Here is a 15,085-nt window from a genome sequence, read left to right on the forward strand (position 1 = left end):
TATATACATATTAAATAACGGCAGGCGGTGAGGGGATATATGACGGTATATTTCGCGGCAAAAGCATTGTTGCCGCAGGGCTGGGCGGAGAATGTTCGCATTACGGTTTCCCCGCAGGGCATCATCACCGCGCTCGAAAGCGGTAGTCAGCCAGACGACACGGCGATTCGCCTGGAAGGTTTCCTGGTGCCGGGCATGCCAAACCTGCATTCGCACGCTTTTCAGCGTGCAATGGCCGGGCTGACCGAAGTGGTGGGCGATCCGGCGGACAGCTTCTGGACATGGCGCGATCTGATGTACCGGCTGGTGGATAAAATTACCCCCGAACAGCTGGAAATCATTGCCAGCTATCTGTACATCGAAATGCTGAAGGCCGGTTATACCTCAGTTGCCGAATTTCACTATTTGCACCACGATCGTGGCGGAAAACCTTACGCACAGCCAGCCGAACTGGCGTTGCGTATTTCGCAGGCGGCGAAAACGGCGGGCATTGGCCTGACATTACTGCCGGTACTTTACCGTTTCTCCGGTTTTGGCGGGCAGCCAGCGACCGCCGGGCAGAGCCGCTTTATTCACGATACGGAAAGCTATCTGGCACTGCATAACACACTGACTTCCCGGCTTGCTGCTGAGCCGATGCAGCGTACCGGGCTGTGCTTCCACTCGCTGCGGGCCGTTACGCCGGAACAGATGCAGAGCGTGCTTAAAGCCTGTCCGCAAAAGCAACCGGTGCATATTCATATTGCCGAGCAGCAAAAAGAGGTTGATGACTGCGTGGCCTGGTCTGGATTGCGTCCGGTAGAGTGGCTTTATCAGCATATGCCGGTGGATGAGCAGTGGAGTCTGATCCATGCCACGCACATTACGTCGCAGGAAACCCACCAGATTGCCGCTTCCGGCGCAGTGGCGGGTCTTTGCCTGACGACTGAAGCCAATCTTGGCGATGGTATTTTTCCTGGGCCGGACTATCTTGCACAGCAGGGGCGTTGGGGAATTGGCTCCGACAGCCATATTAGCGTCAGTGTCAGCGAGGATTTGCGCTGGTTTGAGTACGGGCAACGATTACAAAAACGGCGGCGCAACTTACTGTCTTTGCCGGATGAACCCTATGTCGGAAATGTGCTGTATCAGGGAGCATTGCAGGGCGGACGTCGTGCGCTGGGGCAGGCGATTGGTCAACTGGCGCCAGGCGATCGCGCGGATATGCTGTTGCTCGACAGCCGCGATCCCTTCCTGGCTGCCGCAGGCGATCGTGACCGTCTGAATCGCTGGATTTTCGCCTGTTCGACAAACCCGATAAAAAGTGTGATGACAGGAGGGCGCTGGGTGATCGAAGAGGGGCGTCACGCGCAGGAAGAGCAGGTGACCTCCGCGTTTATTAAGGTCATGCAGCAACTGATGGCGTAATACTAACCAGCAGGTTGTGGATAAGAAACAATGGCGATGGGTAGACGGAGAGAGTTCTTTAACTTACTGAATTTATGAGAAAATAACGACGTTGACCGATGTTTGCAGTAAGCGGGATATTGTCCCCTGCAGGAATCGAACCTGCAACTAGCCCTTAGGAGGGGCTCGTTATATCCATTTAACTAAGGGGACAAAGCGGCGGGAGTATAACGTTATTTACGTCTCGCGTTAAGCTCACAGGCCGCCAAGTGATTAAACTGTCGCCGTTTATGCCTCTTTTTCTGCGCCGTCACGTTGCTGTTTTTGCTCGTCGGCGCGGGCTTTTGCTTCGGCTTTACGCGCATTGATCATATCGTTACGGATCTGCGCGTGACTGAGCAGGGCAAAAATAAAGGTGCCGCCGCAAATATTCCCGGCGAGTGTCGGCAGGGCGAAAGGCCAGATAAATTCGCTCCAGTGCAGCGTACCGTTAAACACCAGATAGAAAATCTCCACCGCACCGACCACGATATGCGTGGTGTCCGCCAGCGCTATAAGCCAGGTCATTAAAATGATCACCACAATTTTCGCTGCGCCAGCCGATGGGAACATCCACACCATAGTAGCGATGATCCAGCCGGAGATAATGGCGTTAGAGAACATCTCCAGCGGCGTGTTCTTCATCACCTCCATGCCGATTTTGACAAAAGCATCGCGCGTGGCTTCATCGAATATGGGCATATACTCGAACGCCCAGGCAGCAATAGCTGTACCAACCAGATTCCCCAGTAACACCACGCTCCATAAGCGCGTCATCAGGCCAAAGTTAACCCAGCTGGGTTTCTGCATTACTGGCAATACGGCCGTGACGGTGTTTTCGGTAAACAACTGCTGGCGCGCCATGATGACAATAATAAAGCCAAAGGTGTAACCGAGGTTTTCCAGCAGGAAACCGCCGGGAACGCCGTCGAGCTGTACGTGGAAAATCCCTTTTGCCAGCAGCGACGCGCTCATCGATAAGCCCGCCGCAATCGCTGACCAGAACAGCGCCATCGCGTCGCGTTCCAGCTCTTTTTCGCCGTCCTGGCGAATATGTTCATGAATCGCCATCGCACGTGAGGGCAGGCGCTCTTCATCAAGTTCAATTTTCTTCCCACTCTTCTTCTCGTCGCTCTCCACTTGTATGTCATCGCTGTGTTTGTCGAGTTTCTCTTCTTTAATATTGTCCACGATGGCCTCGCTTGGTGATGGCGGCAAAATTTAAGCGTAGCGGTTTTCGCGATTATTCCGTGACGGCTTCGTCCTAAATTGCGCGAAAAGCAATAATGGCAATACGATATTGAGGAAGTTTGTATAGAATTGTTAACGAGCCGTAAAGGTGAGTTCGGTTAGGCTGAGTGAGAGTTGTTCGCCGCGTGGACATCAGAATATGTGCTGATACAATGCGTTGCGCATTGTCTGCGCAAAACGGATTTCCGCGTTTGCGTTATTCAAAATGGCATTCAGCGATGACCATTTTCTTCAGGGAGACACCTATGAAATTCCGCCTGTCGGCGCTTGCGCTGGCTACCACTGTGCTGGTCGGTTGTGCCAGTTCCGGTAAAGATTCGCAGGGACGTTCAGACCCGCTGGAAGGGTTCAACCGCACCATGTACAGCTTCAACTTCAATGTACTGGATCCGTATGTTGTCAGGCCCGTTGCCGTTGTCTGGCGTGATTACGTGCCGCAGCCAGCGCGTAATGGCCTGAGTAACTTCACCAGCAACCTTGAAGAACCGGCGGTAATGGTGAACTTCTTCTTACAAGGCGATCCGTATCAGGGGATGGTTCACTTTACGCGCTTCTTCCTGAACACTCTGCTGGGAATGGGCGGCTTGATGGATGTCGCGGGTGCGGCGAACCCGAAATTGCAGCGCGTTGAACCGCACCGTTTTGGTAGCACGCTGGGCCATTACGGCATGGGTTATGGCCCTTATATGCAACTGCCGTTCTATGGCAGTTTCACGCTGCGTGAAGACGGTGGTGATATGGCCGATACACTCTATCCGGTGTTGTCGTGGCTGACATGGCCGCTGTCGGTGGGCAAATGGACGGTTGAAGGCATCGAATCGCGCGCGCAACTGCTGGATTCAGATGGCCTGCTGCGTCAGTCTTCCGATCCGTACATTCTGGTGCGTGAAGCCTACTTCCAGCGCCACGACTTTATCGCCAACGGCGGTAAGCTGAAACCGCAGGAAAACCCGAACGCGCAGGCGATAGAGGGCGATTTGAAAGACATCGACTCGCAATAACACAGCAAATAAAAAAGGTGAGCACGGCGCTCACCTTTTTTTATGCCTGCAGGTTTATCAGAACGCGTAGTTGAAGTTCGCGCCGTACAGCCATGCACGACCTTCAGAACTGAAGGTATACGGGCCTTCGGTGAATTTCACTTTCTGACCGTGCATATAAGAAACGCCGACGTCAACGGACGCATCTTTATTAAATGCATAGGTCGCACCGGTGCTCAGCCAGAGGCGATCCTGATCCGGGATGGAGATGGAGCGTTTGTCTGCCGGAACCGGGCTATCATCGAAGGCGATACCGGCGCGGAAGGTCCAGTTATCATCCATATAATAGGTAGTACCCAGCGCGATACGGTAGGCGTCTTTAAAGCTTTCATCTTTATAGAACAGCGTCTGGCCGTTATTGCCGGTGGCTTTCAGTTCCTGGAACTGACTCCAGCTGGTGTAAGTCAGGCTGTAGTGAACCGCCCACTGCGGATCAACGCGGTTATAACCCGATACTTCCCACATTTCCGGCAGATGTAATGAGAGCGAACCGTTGGTGGTGGAACCGCCGGTGCCATATGGCAAGCCCAGACCCAGTGCCGCATTGATCGGGTTCAGCGTCGCGGGCAGGCTGCTCTTATAATCGCCGTCGAAGTCGACTTTTACTTCAGAGCGATAGGTTAATGCGTAACGGTTGTTTTTATCCAGCTCGTAGAGAATCCCTGCGTTCCAGCCAAAGCCCCACTCATCACCTTTCAGATGGGCGATTTGCGTATCGCGGCTAATACCACCAGCCTGCGCGCCAATCGCGGCGGCTTGTTGCGCGGACAACTGACCTGATTGCACCAGCCCTGGCAGACCTGCGCCGATGATTTGCGGCAGGTCACCCGCGTAGCGCTCCACTTTAGCACGTGCATAAACGGCGTCGAAACCGAGGCCGAAGCTCCAGTGGCTATCCAGACGATACGCGCCGCTCAGGTTGAGGTTCAGCGTTTCGAGGTCGGTTTTACCGCCCATTGAACCGGCGGCGTAGTTGTTATTGAACTCAGTAGCCAGCCCGTAGTTAGAGGTCACGGACGCGCCCCAGCCAAATTGATCGTTAATCGGTGCAACAAAGTGCAGGTTCGGCACCCATGCGGTCGGGGCGATATTATCCTGGCTGGCATTGTTGCCAATGGCAGAACGGCCCGTCACGTTAACATCCGGATCGACGAACACCGCACCACCAGAGAAGGTCGGGCGATCAAACATGGTGATCAGCGCCGGGTTGCGGCTGACGTTGCCTGCGTCATCAGCGATAGCACCTTCACCGGAATAAGCTCGGCCAAGGCCAGAAGATGAAAACTCGTTGAGTTGGAAGCCTGCAGACCAGGCCTGGGTAGAAACGATTGCCACTGCGACTGCCAACGCAGACTTGGTAAACCGGGTTTTCTGGCTCATGACCATAACCTCATTCGAAATCGATTTATTTTTATACAAACTTTGTTACGCGGGGTAACAGGAGCGCGAAGTGTAGGGTCTGAGGTACATCTGAGAAATCAGACCAGTGGCGAGAGTATAGGTCTGACCAGAGGAAATGTTGCAAGTATGTATATAAGATTTTTCAATTGTGATCTTCGAAACGGGATCTGCGCAGCAAAATTGCCCCCGGTGTTAATCAGTCGATTAGATGATTTTTGTTTTAGATCATTTTTAAGTGTGATTTCGGTCACTTATCACCGCTTGCGGAATTAACGACTGGAGCCACATTCCCTCGCGGCGTAAAATATGCGCAACGTTTATCTGGCACCTTGGGTGCGAATTCAGAGGAAATCTACCATGAGTAAATGCAGTGCTGATGAAACCCCGGTTTGCTGCTGTATGGATGTTGGCACCATTATGGACAACTCCGACTGCACCGCCTCTTACAGCCGCGTGTTCGCTAAACGCGCCGATGCGGAAGAAACCCTGGCTGCGCTGAGCGCCAGAGCCCGCAGCGTGGAATCCGATCCTTGCCAAATCACTTCCACATTTACGGAAGTTGAAGACGGTGTGCGCCTGGATATCGATTTTGTCTTCGCTTGCGAAGCCGAAACGCTGATTTTCCAGCTCGGTCTGCGTTAATTATCCCGCAAACGCTCCCGTTCAACGGGAGCGTTTTGTTTAAGTATCTCTGTGCCTTAGCTCCCATTTTTTTCTCCCTCCCATTGGCTAAATGTAAAAAATTGGTTAAGACTGTTATCAGGTCAGACCACTTAATACATTACGCTGTTAACAGGGGAGTGTTATGAAGGCATTACCGCTTGTCACCCGCCAGGGCGACCGCATTGCCATTGTCAGTGGGTTACGTACCCCTTTTGCCCGCCAGGCGACCGTCTTTCACGGCGTGCCGGCCATCGATCTTGGCAAAATGGTGGTGGGAGAGATGCTGGCACGCAGCGAGATTCCCCCCGAAGTGATTGAACAACTGGTTTTTGGCCAGGTGGTTCAAATGCCAGAAGCGCCGAACATTGCGCGCGAAATTGTGCTTGGCACTGGCATGAGTGTGCATACCGACGCTTACAGCGTAAGCCGCGCCTGCGCGACCAGCTTCCAGGCGGTGGCGAATGTCACCGAAAGCCTGCTGGCGGGCACCATTCGTGCCGGTATCGCCGGTGGTGCAGACTCATCTTCAGTGCTGCCAATTGGCGTCAGCAAAAAACTGGCGCGAACGCTGGTGGATGCCAACAAAGCGCGCAGCATGGGGCAAAAACTGAAACTCTTCTCGCGCCTGCGTCTGCGTGACCTGCTGCCGGTTCCTCCGGCGGTGGCGGAATATTCCACCGGCTTACGCATGGGCGATACCGCTGAACAGATGGCAAAAACTTACGCTATCAGCCGTGAGCAGCAGGATGCGCTGGCGCACCGCTCACACCAGCTTGCCGCCCAAGCCTGGGCAGAAGGCAAACTGGCAGAAGAGGTGATGACCGCTTACGCACCGCCATTTCGTGACCCGGTCGAGAAAGATAACAACGTACGTACAAATTCGAGCCTGGCGGATTATGCAAAACTGCGTCCGGCGTTTGATCGCCAGCACGGCACGGTGACGGCGGCCAACAGTACGCCGCTTACTGATGGCGCAGCGGCGGTGATCCTGATGACCGAATCCCGCGCCAAAGAGCTGGGGCTGGTACCGCTGGGATACCTGCGCAGCTACGCGTTTACCGCGATTGATGTGCGTGAAGATATGCTGCTTGGCCCGGCGTGGGCAACGCCGCTGGCGCTGGAGCGAGCCGGATTATCAATGGCGGATTTAACCCTGCTTGATATGCATGAAGCCTTTGCCGCGCAAACGCTGAGCAACCTGAAGCTGATGGCCAGCGAGCGTTTTGCCCGCGAGGTGCTGGGACGTTCACAGGCTACCGGCGAAGTGGATGACAGCAAATTTAACGTGCTTGGCGGCTCTATCGCTTATGGGCATCCGTTTGCCGCTACCGGCGCGCGTATGATCACCCAAACCCTGCATGAGCTGCGCCGTCGTGGCGGCGGTTTTGGTCTGGTGACGGCCTGTGCCGCGGGCGGTCTGGGTGCGGCAATGGTTCTGGAGGCAGAGTAATGACCACAACATCGGCATTTACCCTTAGTGTGCGTCCCGACAATGTGGCGGTAGTCGCTATTGATGTACCGAACGAGAAGATGAACACGCTGAAAGCGGAGTTCGCAACGGATGTTCGCGCCATTTTAAAACAGATCCGCGATAACAAAGCCTTGCGCGGCGTAGTGTTTATCTCAGCAAAACCGGACAACTTTATTGCGGGCGCGGATATCAATATGATCGCCCGCTGCCAGACGGCGAAAGAGGCCGAAGATCTTGCCCGTCAGGGGCAGCAGATAATGGCAGAAATTCATGCTCTGCCCATCCCGGTCGTCGCCGCGATTAATGGCCCTTGCCTCGGCGGTGGGCTGGAGCTGGCGCTGGCGTGCCATCGCCGGATTTGTACAAACGATGCCAAAACGGTGCTGGGATTACCGGAAGTGCAACTGGGTTTGCTTCCTGGTTCTGGCGGTACGCAACGTTTGCCGCGCCTGATCGGCGTGAGTACCGCGCTGGAGATGATCCTCACCGGTAAGCAGTTACGCCCACGGCAGGCATTAAAAGTGGGTCTGGTTGACGATGTGGTTCCGCCTTCCATTTTACTGGACGCCGCCGTCGGGCTGGTTTCGCAGGGGCGTCCTGCCAGCCGCCATTTACCGGTGCGCGAACGCATTCTTGCCGGGCCGCTTGGCCGCACGTTACTGTTCCGCATGGTGGCGAAGAAAACGGAACAGAAAACCCAGGGGAATTACCCTGCTGCGTTGCGCATTCTCTCGGTGATTGAAACCGGTCTTGCCCAGGGGCGCAGCAGCGGTTATGACGCCGAAGCGCGCGCGTTTGGCCAACTGGCGATGACGCCACAATCGCAGGCGCTACGGCATCTCTTCTTTACCAGTACCGATATCAAAAAAGATCCTGGCAGCCTCGTCGAACCCGGCCCGCTTAACAGTGTGGGCGTGCTGGGCGGTGGGTTGATGGGCGGCGGTATCGCATTTGTCACGGCCAGCAAAGGCGGTTTGCCGGTTCGCATTAAAGATATTAATGCGCAGGGCATTAACCATGCGCTGAAATACAGTTGGCAACAACTGGATAAAAAAGTGCGCCGTCGTTACCTGAAACCCGCCGAGCGCGACAGCCAGATGGCGAAGATCTCCGGTTCACTCGATTATCGTGGCTTTGCCCATCGCGATCTGGTGATTGAAGCGGTGTTCGAAGATCTTGCGTTGAAGCAGAAAATGGTCGCTGAAGTCGAAGCTAACTGCGCAGCGCATACCATTTTCGCCTCCAATACCTCATCTTTACCGATCGGCGATATTGCTGCGCATGCGGCGCGTCCTGAAAAGGTCATCGGATTACATTTTTTCAGCCCAGTGGAAAAAATGCCACTGGTCGAGGTGATCCCTCATGCCGGTACCGATGAGCAGACCATTGCCACGACGGTGAAGCTGGCGAAAAAACAGGGCAAAACACCGATTGTGGTGGCAGATAAAGCGGGCTTTTACGTTAACCGCATCCTCGCGCCTTATATTAATGAAGCGATGCGCCTGCTAAGCGAAGGGCAACGCATTGAAACTATCGATCAGGCGCTGGTGAAATTCGGTTTTCCGGTAGGGCCCATCCAGTTGCTGGATGAAGTGGGGATCGATACCGGCACCAAAATTATCCCGGTGCTGGAAGCTGCCTATGGAGAACGTTTTAGCGCGCCTGCAAGTGTGGTTAACGCAATCTTGAATGACGATCGCAAAGGCAGAAAAAATGAGCGCGGTTTCTATCTTTACCCGACGAAAGGGCGTAAAAGCAAAAAGCAGCCAGACCCATCGATCTACCGCTTAATCGGTGTTTCAGATGGCACGCAGTTACCGTCTCAGCAGATAGCAGAACGGTGCGTGATGTTGATGCTGAACGAAGCGGCTCGCTGCTTTGATGAACAGGTGATTCGCAGTACGCGCGATGGTGACATTGGCGCCGTGTTTGGTATCGGTTTCCCACCGTTTTTGGGTGGACCATTCCACTATATGGATGCGCTGGGCGTAAGCGAAGTGGTGGCGACACTACAGCGGTTACAGGCGCAGTACGGCGAGCGTTTTGCTCCTTGCGAGCCGCTGTTACGCATGGCGGAACAAGGTGTAACTTTCTGGCCGACAAAAGAAACCGAACGTTTCAGTTAGTGTCTAAAAAGTAATTCTGTTATACCTCATGGGCTTTACGGTTATTTAATAAACAGTGATTGACTATAGTTGCGCCATTGAGGTAAAAAACAGCGTTTCATTCAACGAATGGATCAGGCACAATGCCCGGCCATTAATATTTTCCGATGTCGTGAAATGATTTTGCGGTGAAAGTATTAATGATTCTGGTTAACAAAAGCGGTGCAATATGCAAGTTTTTATCATGCGTCACGGCGACGCTGCCCTCGATGCAGCCAGTGACTCGGTTCGTCCCTTAACCCCTTGTGGCTGTGACGAAACCCGTCTGATGGCAACATGGTTGAAAGGCCAAAAAGTGGATATTGAACGTGTTCTGGTCAGCCCTTTTTTACGTGCTGAACAGACGCTGGATAAGGTAGGGGAGTGTATGAACCTGCCTGACAACGTGGATGTCCTGCCGGAACTGACGCCCTGCGGCGATATCGGCCTGATTAGCGCCTATTTGCAGGCGCTGGCAAATGAAGGTACTTCCGCCGTGCTGGTGATTTCTCACCTGCCGCTGGTCGGATACCTGGTGTCCGAACTCTGCCCGGGTGAAGCGCCGCCGATGTTTACCACCTCCGCCATCGCCAGCGTTACGCTGGATGAAGACGGTAAAGGTGTCTTTAACTGGCAAATGAGTCCCTGCAACCTGAAGATGCCAAAAGCTATCTGATTCGCCGGACCATGAAAGATAAAGAGCCGCATTGTGCGGCTCTTGTCGTTTCTGCGCTTCAGGGCAACTCCGGCGGCTGCCACTCTTCTACTTCTATAAGCACCAGTATCGCCGCATCGCCGCCATACTCTTTCGGGGCCTGGTGAAACGCCATCACATGCGGGTGCTGCGCCAGCCACAACGGTGTCTGCTGCTTGAGAATATGTTTGCCGTGGCCGTGCATCACGCAGGCGCAAAATACATGTTCGCGACGACAGGCGGCAATCAACGCCCCCAGTTCCTGTTTCGCCTGAAGCTGGGTTAAACCGTGCAAATCAAGAAACAGCTCCGGGGCATAATCGCCACGGCGGATCTTTTTCAGTTCAAAATGGCTGACATCGTCGCGCACATATTTTACCGGGCCTTCGGTGTTTAACAGCGGCTGGAACTCATCAGAAAAATAGTGGCTGTTATCGGCCTGCTCCTGCAGCAACCGTTTCTCCGGCACTTCAGTAATTTTTTTTCGCGCCGGGCGATGAACCACGGTGTCCTGCTTTATCTGGCGTGTACCGGTCATTAGTTGCCGGAACAGCGCCTGTTCCTCCTCGCTAAGCGATGGTTTCTTTTTCATCTGCGCATCTCATCTTTTCTTTTTTTCAGTGTACCCGACTCATTGCGCCAGCGGTGCAGCAAAATGCATTTTTACCCCGCGCAGGTGCGTGAGAATGCTGATTTATCGCCGTCTTCGTGGCAAACTAGCCGCCGAATTTAATGCGAGCATGCGCCTGGGGGATACCATGGATAAAATTTTCGTCGACGAAGCAGTGAACGAGCTGCACACCATTCAGGACATGTTGCGCTGGTCGGTAAGCCGATTTAGCGCCGCCAATATCTGGTACGGTCACGGCACCGACAACCCGTGGGACGAAGCGGTGCAACTGGTGTTACCAACGCTCTACCTGCCGCTGGATATCCCGGAAGATATGCGCACCGCGCGCCTGACCTCCAGCGAGCGTCACCGCATTGTTGAGCGCGTGATCCGTCGCGTTAATGAACGTATTCCGGTCGCTTACCTCACTAATAAAGCCTGGTTTTGCGGCCACGAATTTTATGTTGATGAGCGCGTACTGGTGCCGCGTTCGCCGATTGGCGAGCTGATTAACAACCATTTTGCGGGTCTTATCGATGAGCCGCCGAAGCATATTCTTGATATGTGTACCGGTAGCGGCTGTATAGCGATTGCCTGTGCTTATGCCTTCCCGGAAACGGAAGTGGACGCCGTCGATATCTCCACAGACGCGCTGGCGGTAACCGAACACAATATCGAAGAGCACGGGCTTATTCATCACGTGACGCCAATCCGCTCCGACGTTTTCCGCGACTTGCCGAAAGTGCAGTACGACCTGATTGTGACCAACCCGCCGTACGTTGACGAAGAAGATATGGCGGATCTGCCTTCCGAGTATCGCCACGAGCCAGAACTTGGCCTGGCCTCCGGCAGCGATGGCCTGAAACTGACGCGCCGCATCCTCGCCTGCGCGCCGGATTACCTCTCTGACAACGGCATCCTGATTTGTGAAGTGGGTAACAGCATGGTACATCTGATGGAACAATATCCGGACGTACCGTTTACCTGGCTGGAGTTTGATAACGGCGGGGACGGCGTCTTCATGCTGACCAAAGCGCAGCTTATCGCCGCTCGCGAACACTTCAGCATTTATAAAGATTAAAACGACGCTCAACACAGACAACGACAACGGAGCCGTGATGGCAGGAAACACAATTGGACAACTCTTTCGCGTAACCACCTTCGGTGAATCGCACGGCCTGGCGCTCGGCTGTATTGTCGACGGCGTGCCGCCGGGCATTCCGCTGACCGAAGCGGATCTGCAACACGATCTGGACAGACGCCGCCCGGGGACATCGCGCTACACCACCCAGCGCCGCGAGCCGGATCAGGTGAAAATTCTCTCCGGCGTGTTTGAAGGCGTAACCACCGGCACCAGCATTGGTCTGCTGATTGAAAATACCGATCAGCGTTCGCAGGATTATGGCGCAATTAAAGATCTGTTCCGTCCGGGACATGCGGATTACACCTACGAGCAAAAATATGGTGTGCGCGACTATCGCGGCGGTGGCCGTTCTTCCGCCCGTGAAACGGCGATGCGCGTGGCGGCTGGCGCTATTGCTAAAAAATACCTGGCGCAGAAATTTGGCATTGTCATTCGCGGTTGCCTGACGCAGATGGGCGACATCCCGCTGGAGATCAAAGCGTGGGATCAGGTGGAGCAGAACCCGTTTTTCTGCCCGGATCCCGACAAAATTGATGCGCTGGATGAGCTGATGCGCGGCCTGAAAAAAGAGGGCGATTCCATTGGCGCGAAAGTGACCGTGGTCGCCGATGGCGTGCCGGCAGGCCTTGGCGAGCCGGTATTTGACCGTCTTGATGCAGATATTGCCCATGCGCTGATGAGCATTAACGCGGTGAAAGGCGTTGAAATTGGCGATGGCTTCGAGGTGGTAAAACTGCGCGGTAGCGAAAACCGCGACGAAATCACCAAACAAGGCTTTCAGAGCAATCACGCGGGCGGCATATTAGGCGGTATCAGCAGCGGTCAGCAAATTATTGCCAATATTGCGCTGAAACCCACCTCAAGCATTACCGTGCCCGGGAAGACGATCAACCGCTTTGGCGATGAGGTCGAAATGATCACCAAAGGTCGTCACGATCCGTGTGTTGGCATTCGCGCCGTACCTATCGCTGAAGCGATGCTGGCGATTGTCTTGATGGATCACTTCCTGCGTCAGCGCGCGCAAAACGCTGATGTAATAACCGATATTCCACGCTGGTAATCATGAAAAAAACGGCAATCGCCCTGTTTGCCCTGCTGGTGAGCGCAACTGTCATGGCGGCGACGCCCTGGCAAAAACTGACCCATCCTGTCGCCGGTAGCCCGCAATCTATCGGCGCGTTTTCCAATGGTTGCATCGTTGGCGCGCATGAGCTGCCGCTGCAATCGGATCACTACCAGGTGATGCGCACCGATCAACGGCGCTATTTCGGTCACCCGGATCTGGTGTTATTCATTCAGCGCTTCAGCACGCAGGTGTACAACCTCGGGCTCGGTACGGTGCTGGTAGGCGATATGGGAATGCCAGCCGGTGGGCGCTTTAACGGCGGTCACGCCAGCCACCAGTCGGGGCTGGATGTCGATATCTTCCTGCAGCTTCCGAAAACGCGCTGGAGCGCGGCGCAATTGCTGAAACCGCAGGCGCTGGATCTGGTTTCCAGCGATGGCAAACAGGTGGTGCCCGCGTTGTGGAAGCCGGAAATCAGCAGCATGATCAAGCTGGCGGCCGAGGATAACGAGGTGACGCGTATCTTCGTTAACCCGGCAATCAAGCAGCAGCTTTGCCTGGATGCGGGTAGCGATCGTGACTGGCTGCGCAAAGTGCGCCCGTGGTTCCAGCATCGCGCGCATATGCATGTGCGCCTGCGCTGCCCGGCGGACAGCCTGGAGTGCCAGGATCAACCGCTGCCGCCGCCAGGCGATGGTTGCGGCGCGGAATTGCAAAGCTGGTTTGAACCGGCGAAGCCGGGTAGTTCAACGCCTGAGAAAAAGACGCCGCCGCCGTTGCCGCCGTCCTGTCAGGCTTTACTGGATGAACACGCACTCTGATGGAACTTTTTCAACAACTGTTTATGGTGTCACCGCTGCTGCTGGTGACGCTTTTTTTTGTCGCGCTCTTGGCCGGGTTTATTGACGCGCTGGCGGGCGGGGGTGGGCTGCTAACCGTTCCGGCGCTGATGGCGGCGGGCATGTCACCGGCGCAGGCGCTGGCGACCAACAAATTGCAGGCCTGCGGCGGTTCGCTTTCGGCATCGCTCTATTTTATTCGCCGCAAAGTGGTGAATCTCGCCGATCAGAAGCTCAATATTTTGATGACCTTTATCGGCTCCACCACCGGCGCGCTGCTGGTGCAACATGTGCAATCCGATGTGCTGCGCCAGATCCTGCCGATTCTGATTATCTGTATTGGCCTCTATTTCCTGCTGATGCCAGGGCTGGGCGAAGAAGATCGTCAGCGCCGCTTGTACGGTCTGCCTTTCGCGCTGGTTTCTGGCGGCTGTGTTGGTTTCTATGACGGTTTCTTCGGCCCGGGCGCAGGCTCGTTTTACGCCCTGGCGTTTGTCACGCTTGCGGGTTTTAACCTGGCAAAATCGACCGCTCATGCCAAAGTGCTGAATGCCACCTCCAACGTCGGCGGGCTGCTGCTATTTATTATTGGCGGCAAAGTGGTGTGGGGCACCGGTTTTGTTATGCTGGCCGGGCAATTTCTCGGCGCGCGCATGGGCTCGCGTCTGGTGCTCAGCAAAGGGCAAAAGCTCATTCGTCCGATGATTGTGATTGTCTCGGCGGTGATGAGCGCAAAACTTCTCTATGACAGTCACGGGCAGGAGATCCTCCAGTATCTGGGGGTGAATGTATGACGCATCACTATCAACAACTCATTGATATTTTCGACGGCTGTTTTGCCGACGATTTTAATACCCGTCTGATTAAAGGCGACGACGAACCGATCTATCTTCCTGCTGATGCGGATGTTCCTTATAACCGCATTGTCTTTGCCCACGGCTTTTATGCCAGCGCGTTACATGAAATTTCGCACTGGTGCATTGCGGGAGCCGAGCGGCGCAAGCTGGTGGATTTTGGTTACTGGTACTGCCCGGACGGCCGCGATGCGGCGACGCAGGGGAAATTCGAAGATGTTGAAGTCAAACCACAGGCGTTTGACTGGTTGTTCTGCGTGGCGGCAGGTTTCCCGTTTAACGTCAGTTGCGACAATCTGGAAGGCGATTTCGAACCCGATCGCATCGTGTTCCAGCGCCGTGTACATGCACAGGTGATGGCGTATCTGGAGCAGGGCATTCCTGCACGTCCGGCGCGTTTTATTAAAGCACTACAGGATTATTACCAGACGCCGCCCTTAGCGGCAGCACAATTTCCGTGGCCGGAAGACCTGTAAGGCCATT

At 54.7% G+C, this 15,085-nt stretch carries 14 protein-coding genes and 1 tRNA gene; 11 read left to right on the forward strand and 4 right to left on the reverse strand.

The features are described 5' to 3' along the window. Positions 1-39: 39 nt before the first annotated feature. Complete coding sequence (locus tag M8Q36_RS13590; RefSeq protein ID WP_249881232.1) at positions 40-1,407, forward strand: formimidoylglutamate deiminase; 1,368 nt, start codon at positions 40-42, stop codon at positions 1,405-1,407. 120 nt (positions 1,408-1,527) lie between these two features. Here the strand turns inward: M8Q36_RS13590 and M8Q36_RS13595 are convergent. Together M8Q36_RS13595 and M8Q36_RS13600 are read right to left on the reverse strand one after the other, a co-directional pair. Further along, a tRNA-Arg gene (locus M8Q36_RS13595) sits at positions 1,528-1,599 on the reverse strand. A 75-nt stretch (positions 1,600-1,674) separates the two neighbouring features. Next, the gene (locus M8Q36_RS13600) at positions 1,675-2,616 is read right to left on the reverse strand and encodes a formate/nitrite transporter family protein (protein WP_249881233.1); all 942 of its coding nucleotides are present in this window, start codon (positions 2,614-2,616) and stop codon (positions 1,675-1,677) included. Between the two features lie 305 nt (positions 2,617-2,921). On the opposite strand from M8Q36_RS13600, the gene mlaA reads away from it, so the two are divergent. After that, entirely contained in the window at positions 2,922-3,677 is a 756-nt protein-coding gene (gene mlaA, locus M8Q36_RS13605; RefSeq protein ID WP_017458648.1) for a phospholipid-binding lipoprotein MlaA, read from the forward strand. A gap of 57 nt (positions 3,678-3,734) precedes the next feature. Here the strand turns inward: mlaA and fadL are convergent, their stop codons facing one another. Then, positions 3,735-5,102, reverse strand: a complete 1,368-nt coding sequence (gene fadL / locus M8Q36_RS13610; RefSeq protein WP_502825473.1) for a long-chain fatty acid transporter FadL — start codon at positions 5,100-5,102, stop codon at positions 3,735-3,737. Between the two features lie 372 nt (positions 5,103-5,474). Here fadL and M8Q36_RS13615 point away from each other — a divergent pair, with 372 nt between their 5' ends. The 4 genes from M8Q36_RS13615 (at position 5,475) to sixA (ending at position 10,071) form a co-directional block, all read left to right on the forward strand. Next, positions 5,475-5,759 (forward strand): YfcZ/YiiS family protein, encoded by a 285-nt coding sequence (locus M8Q36_RS13615; protein ID WP_249881235.1) that lies wholly within the window; start codon positions 5,475-5,477, stop codon positions 5,757-5,759. A gap of 163 nt (positions 5,760-5,922) precedes the next feature. After that, positions 5,923-7,230: an acetyl-CoA C-acyltransferase FadI gene (gene fadI, locus M8Q36_RS13620; RefSeq protein ID WP_249881236.1), complete on the forward strand. Its 1,308-nt coding sequence runs from the start codon at positions 5,923-5,925 to the stop codon at positions 7,228-7,230. Further along, positions 7,230-9,377, forward strand: coding sequence for a fatty acid oxidation complex subunit alpha FadJ (fadJ, locus tag M8Q36_RS13625; protein ID WP_249881237.1), 2,148 nt, complete (start codon positions 7,230-7,232; stop codon positions 9,375-9,377). Before fadI ends, fadJ begins: the two co-directional genes overlap by 1 nt. 208 nt (positions 9,378-9,585) lie before the next feature. Then, the gene (gene sixA, locus M8Q36_RS13630) at positions 9,586-10,071 is read left to right on the forward strand and encodes a phosphohistidine phosphatase SixA (RefSeq protein ID WP_249881238.1); all 486 of its coding nucleotides are present in this window, start codon (positions 9,586-9,588) and stop codon (positions 10,069-10,071) included. 58 nt (positions 10,072-10,129) lie between these two features. Here the strand turns inward: sixA and smrB are convergent, their stop codons facing one another. Next, positions 10,130-10,681: an endonuclease SmrB gene (gene smrB / locus M8Q36_RS13635; protein WP_045513070.1), complete on the reverse strand. Its 552-nt coding sequence runs from the start codon at positions 10,679-10,681 to the stop codon at positions 10,130-10,132. Between the two features lie 166 nt (positions 10,682-10,847). Here smrB and prmB point away from each other — a divergent pair, with 166 nt between their 5' ends. Genes prmB through M8Q36_RS13660 form a run of 5 tightly spaced genes read left to right on the forward strand, consistent with a single transcriptional unit; the run spans position 10,848 to position 15,078 of the window. Beyond that, positions 10,848-11,780 (forward strand): 50S ribosomal protein L3 N(5)-glutamine methyltransferase, encoded by a 933-nt coding sequence (gene prmB, locus M8Q36_RS13640; RefSeq protein ID WP_249882774.1) that lies wholly within the window; start codon positions 10,848-10,850, stop codon positions 11,778-11,780. 37 nt (positions 11,781-11,817) lie between these two features. After that, on the forward strand, positions 11,818-12,903 hold the full coding sequence (aroC, locus tag M8Q36_RS13645) for a chorismate synthase (protein WP_131406771.1): 1,086 nt from the start codon (positions 11,818-11,820) through the stop codon (positions 12,901-12,903). Between the two features lie 2 nt (positions 12,904-12,905). Beyond that, positions 12,906-13,730 carry a penicillin-insensitive murein endopeptidase gene (mepA, locus tag M8Q36_RS13650; protein WP_249881239.1) on the forward strand — a complete coding sequence of 275 codons (825 nt, stop codon included), beginning with the start codon at positions 12,906-12,908 and terminating at the stop codon, positions 13,728-13,730. After that, a complete protein-coding gene (locus M8Q36_RS13655; RefSeq protein WP_249881240.1) occupies positions 13,730-14,542 on the forward strand; it encodes a sulfite exporter TauE/SafE family protein in 813 nt (270 codons plus the stop codon). The genes mepA and M8Q36_RS13655 overlap by 1 nt, the downstream gene beginning before the upstream one ends. Continuing rightward, complete coding sequence (locus tag M8Q36_RS13660; RefSeq protein ID WP_020454569.1) at positions 14,539-15,078, forward strand: elongation factor P hydroxylase; 540 nt, start codon at positions 14,539-14,541, stop codon at positions 15,076-15,078. The genes M8Q36_RS13655 and M8Q36_RS13660 overlap by 4 nt, the downstream gene beginning before the upstream one ends. The last annotated feature ends 7 nt before the right edge of the window (positions 15,079-15,085 follow it).

Origin of the sequence: Kosakonia sp. R1.Fl, assembly GCF_023516815.1 — a bacterium.
Lineage (GTDB): Bacteria > Pseudomonadota > Gammaproteobacteria > Enterobacterales > Enterobacteriaceae > Kosakonia.

Coding starts and splice junctions, on each gene's coding strand:
- M8Q36_RS13590 (WP_249881232.1), top strand. CDS start 40: ATGACGGTATATTTCGCGGCAAAAGCATTGTTGCCGCAGGGCTGGGCG.
- mlaA (WP_017458648.1), top strand. CDS start 2,922: ATGAAATTCCGCCTGTCGGCGCTTGCGCTGGCTACCACTGTGCTGGTC.
- fadL (WP_502825473.1), bottom strand. CDS start 5,102: ATGGTCATGAGCCAGAAAACCCGGTTTACCAAGTCTGCGTTGGCAGTC.
- M8Q36_RS13615 (WP_249881235.1), top strand. CDS start 5,475: ATGAGTAAATGCAGTGCTGATGAAACCCCGGTTTGCTGCTGTATGGAT.
- fadI (WP_249881236.1), top strand. CDS start 5,923: ATGAAGGCATTACCGCTTGTCACCCGCCAGGGCGACCGCATTGCCATT.
- fadJ (WP_249881237.1), top strand. CDS start 7,230: ATGACCACAACATCGGCATTTACCCTTAGTGTGCGTCCCGACAATGTG.
- sixA (WP_249881238.1), top strand. CDS start 9,586: ATGCAAGTTTTTATCATGCGTCACGGCGACGCTGCCCTCGATGCAGCC.
- smrB (WP_045513070.1), bottom strand. CDS start 10,681: ATGAAAAAGAAACCATCGCTTAGCGAGGAGGAACAGGCGCTGTTCCGG.
- prmB (WP_249882774.1), top strand. CDS start 10,848: ATGGATAAAATTTTCGTCGACGAAGCAGTGAACGAGCTGCACACCATT.
- aroC (WP_131406771.1), top strand. CDS start 11,818: ATGGCAGGAAACACAATTGGACAACTCTTTCGCGTAACCACCTTCGGT.
- mepA (WP_249881239.1), top strand. CDS start 12,906: ATGAAAAAAACGGCAATCGCCCTGTTTGCCCTGCTGGTGAGCGCAACT.
- M8Q36_RS13655 (WP_249881240.1), top strand. CDS start 13,730: ATGGAACTTTTTCAACAACTGTTTATGGTGTCACCGCTGCTGCTGGTG.
- M8Q36_RS13660 (WP_020454569.1), top strand. CDS start 14,539: ATGACGCATCACTATCAACAACTCATTGATATTTTCGACGGCTGTTTT.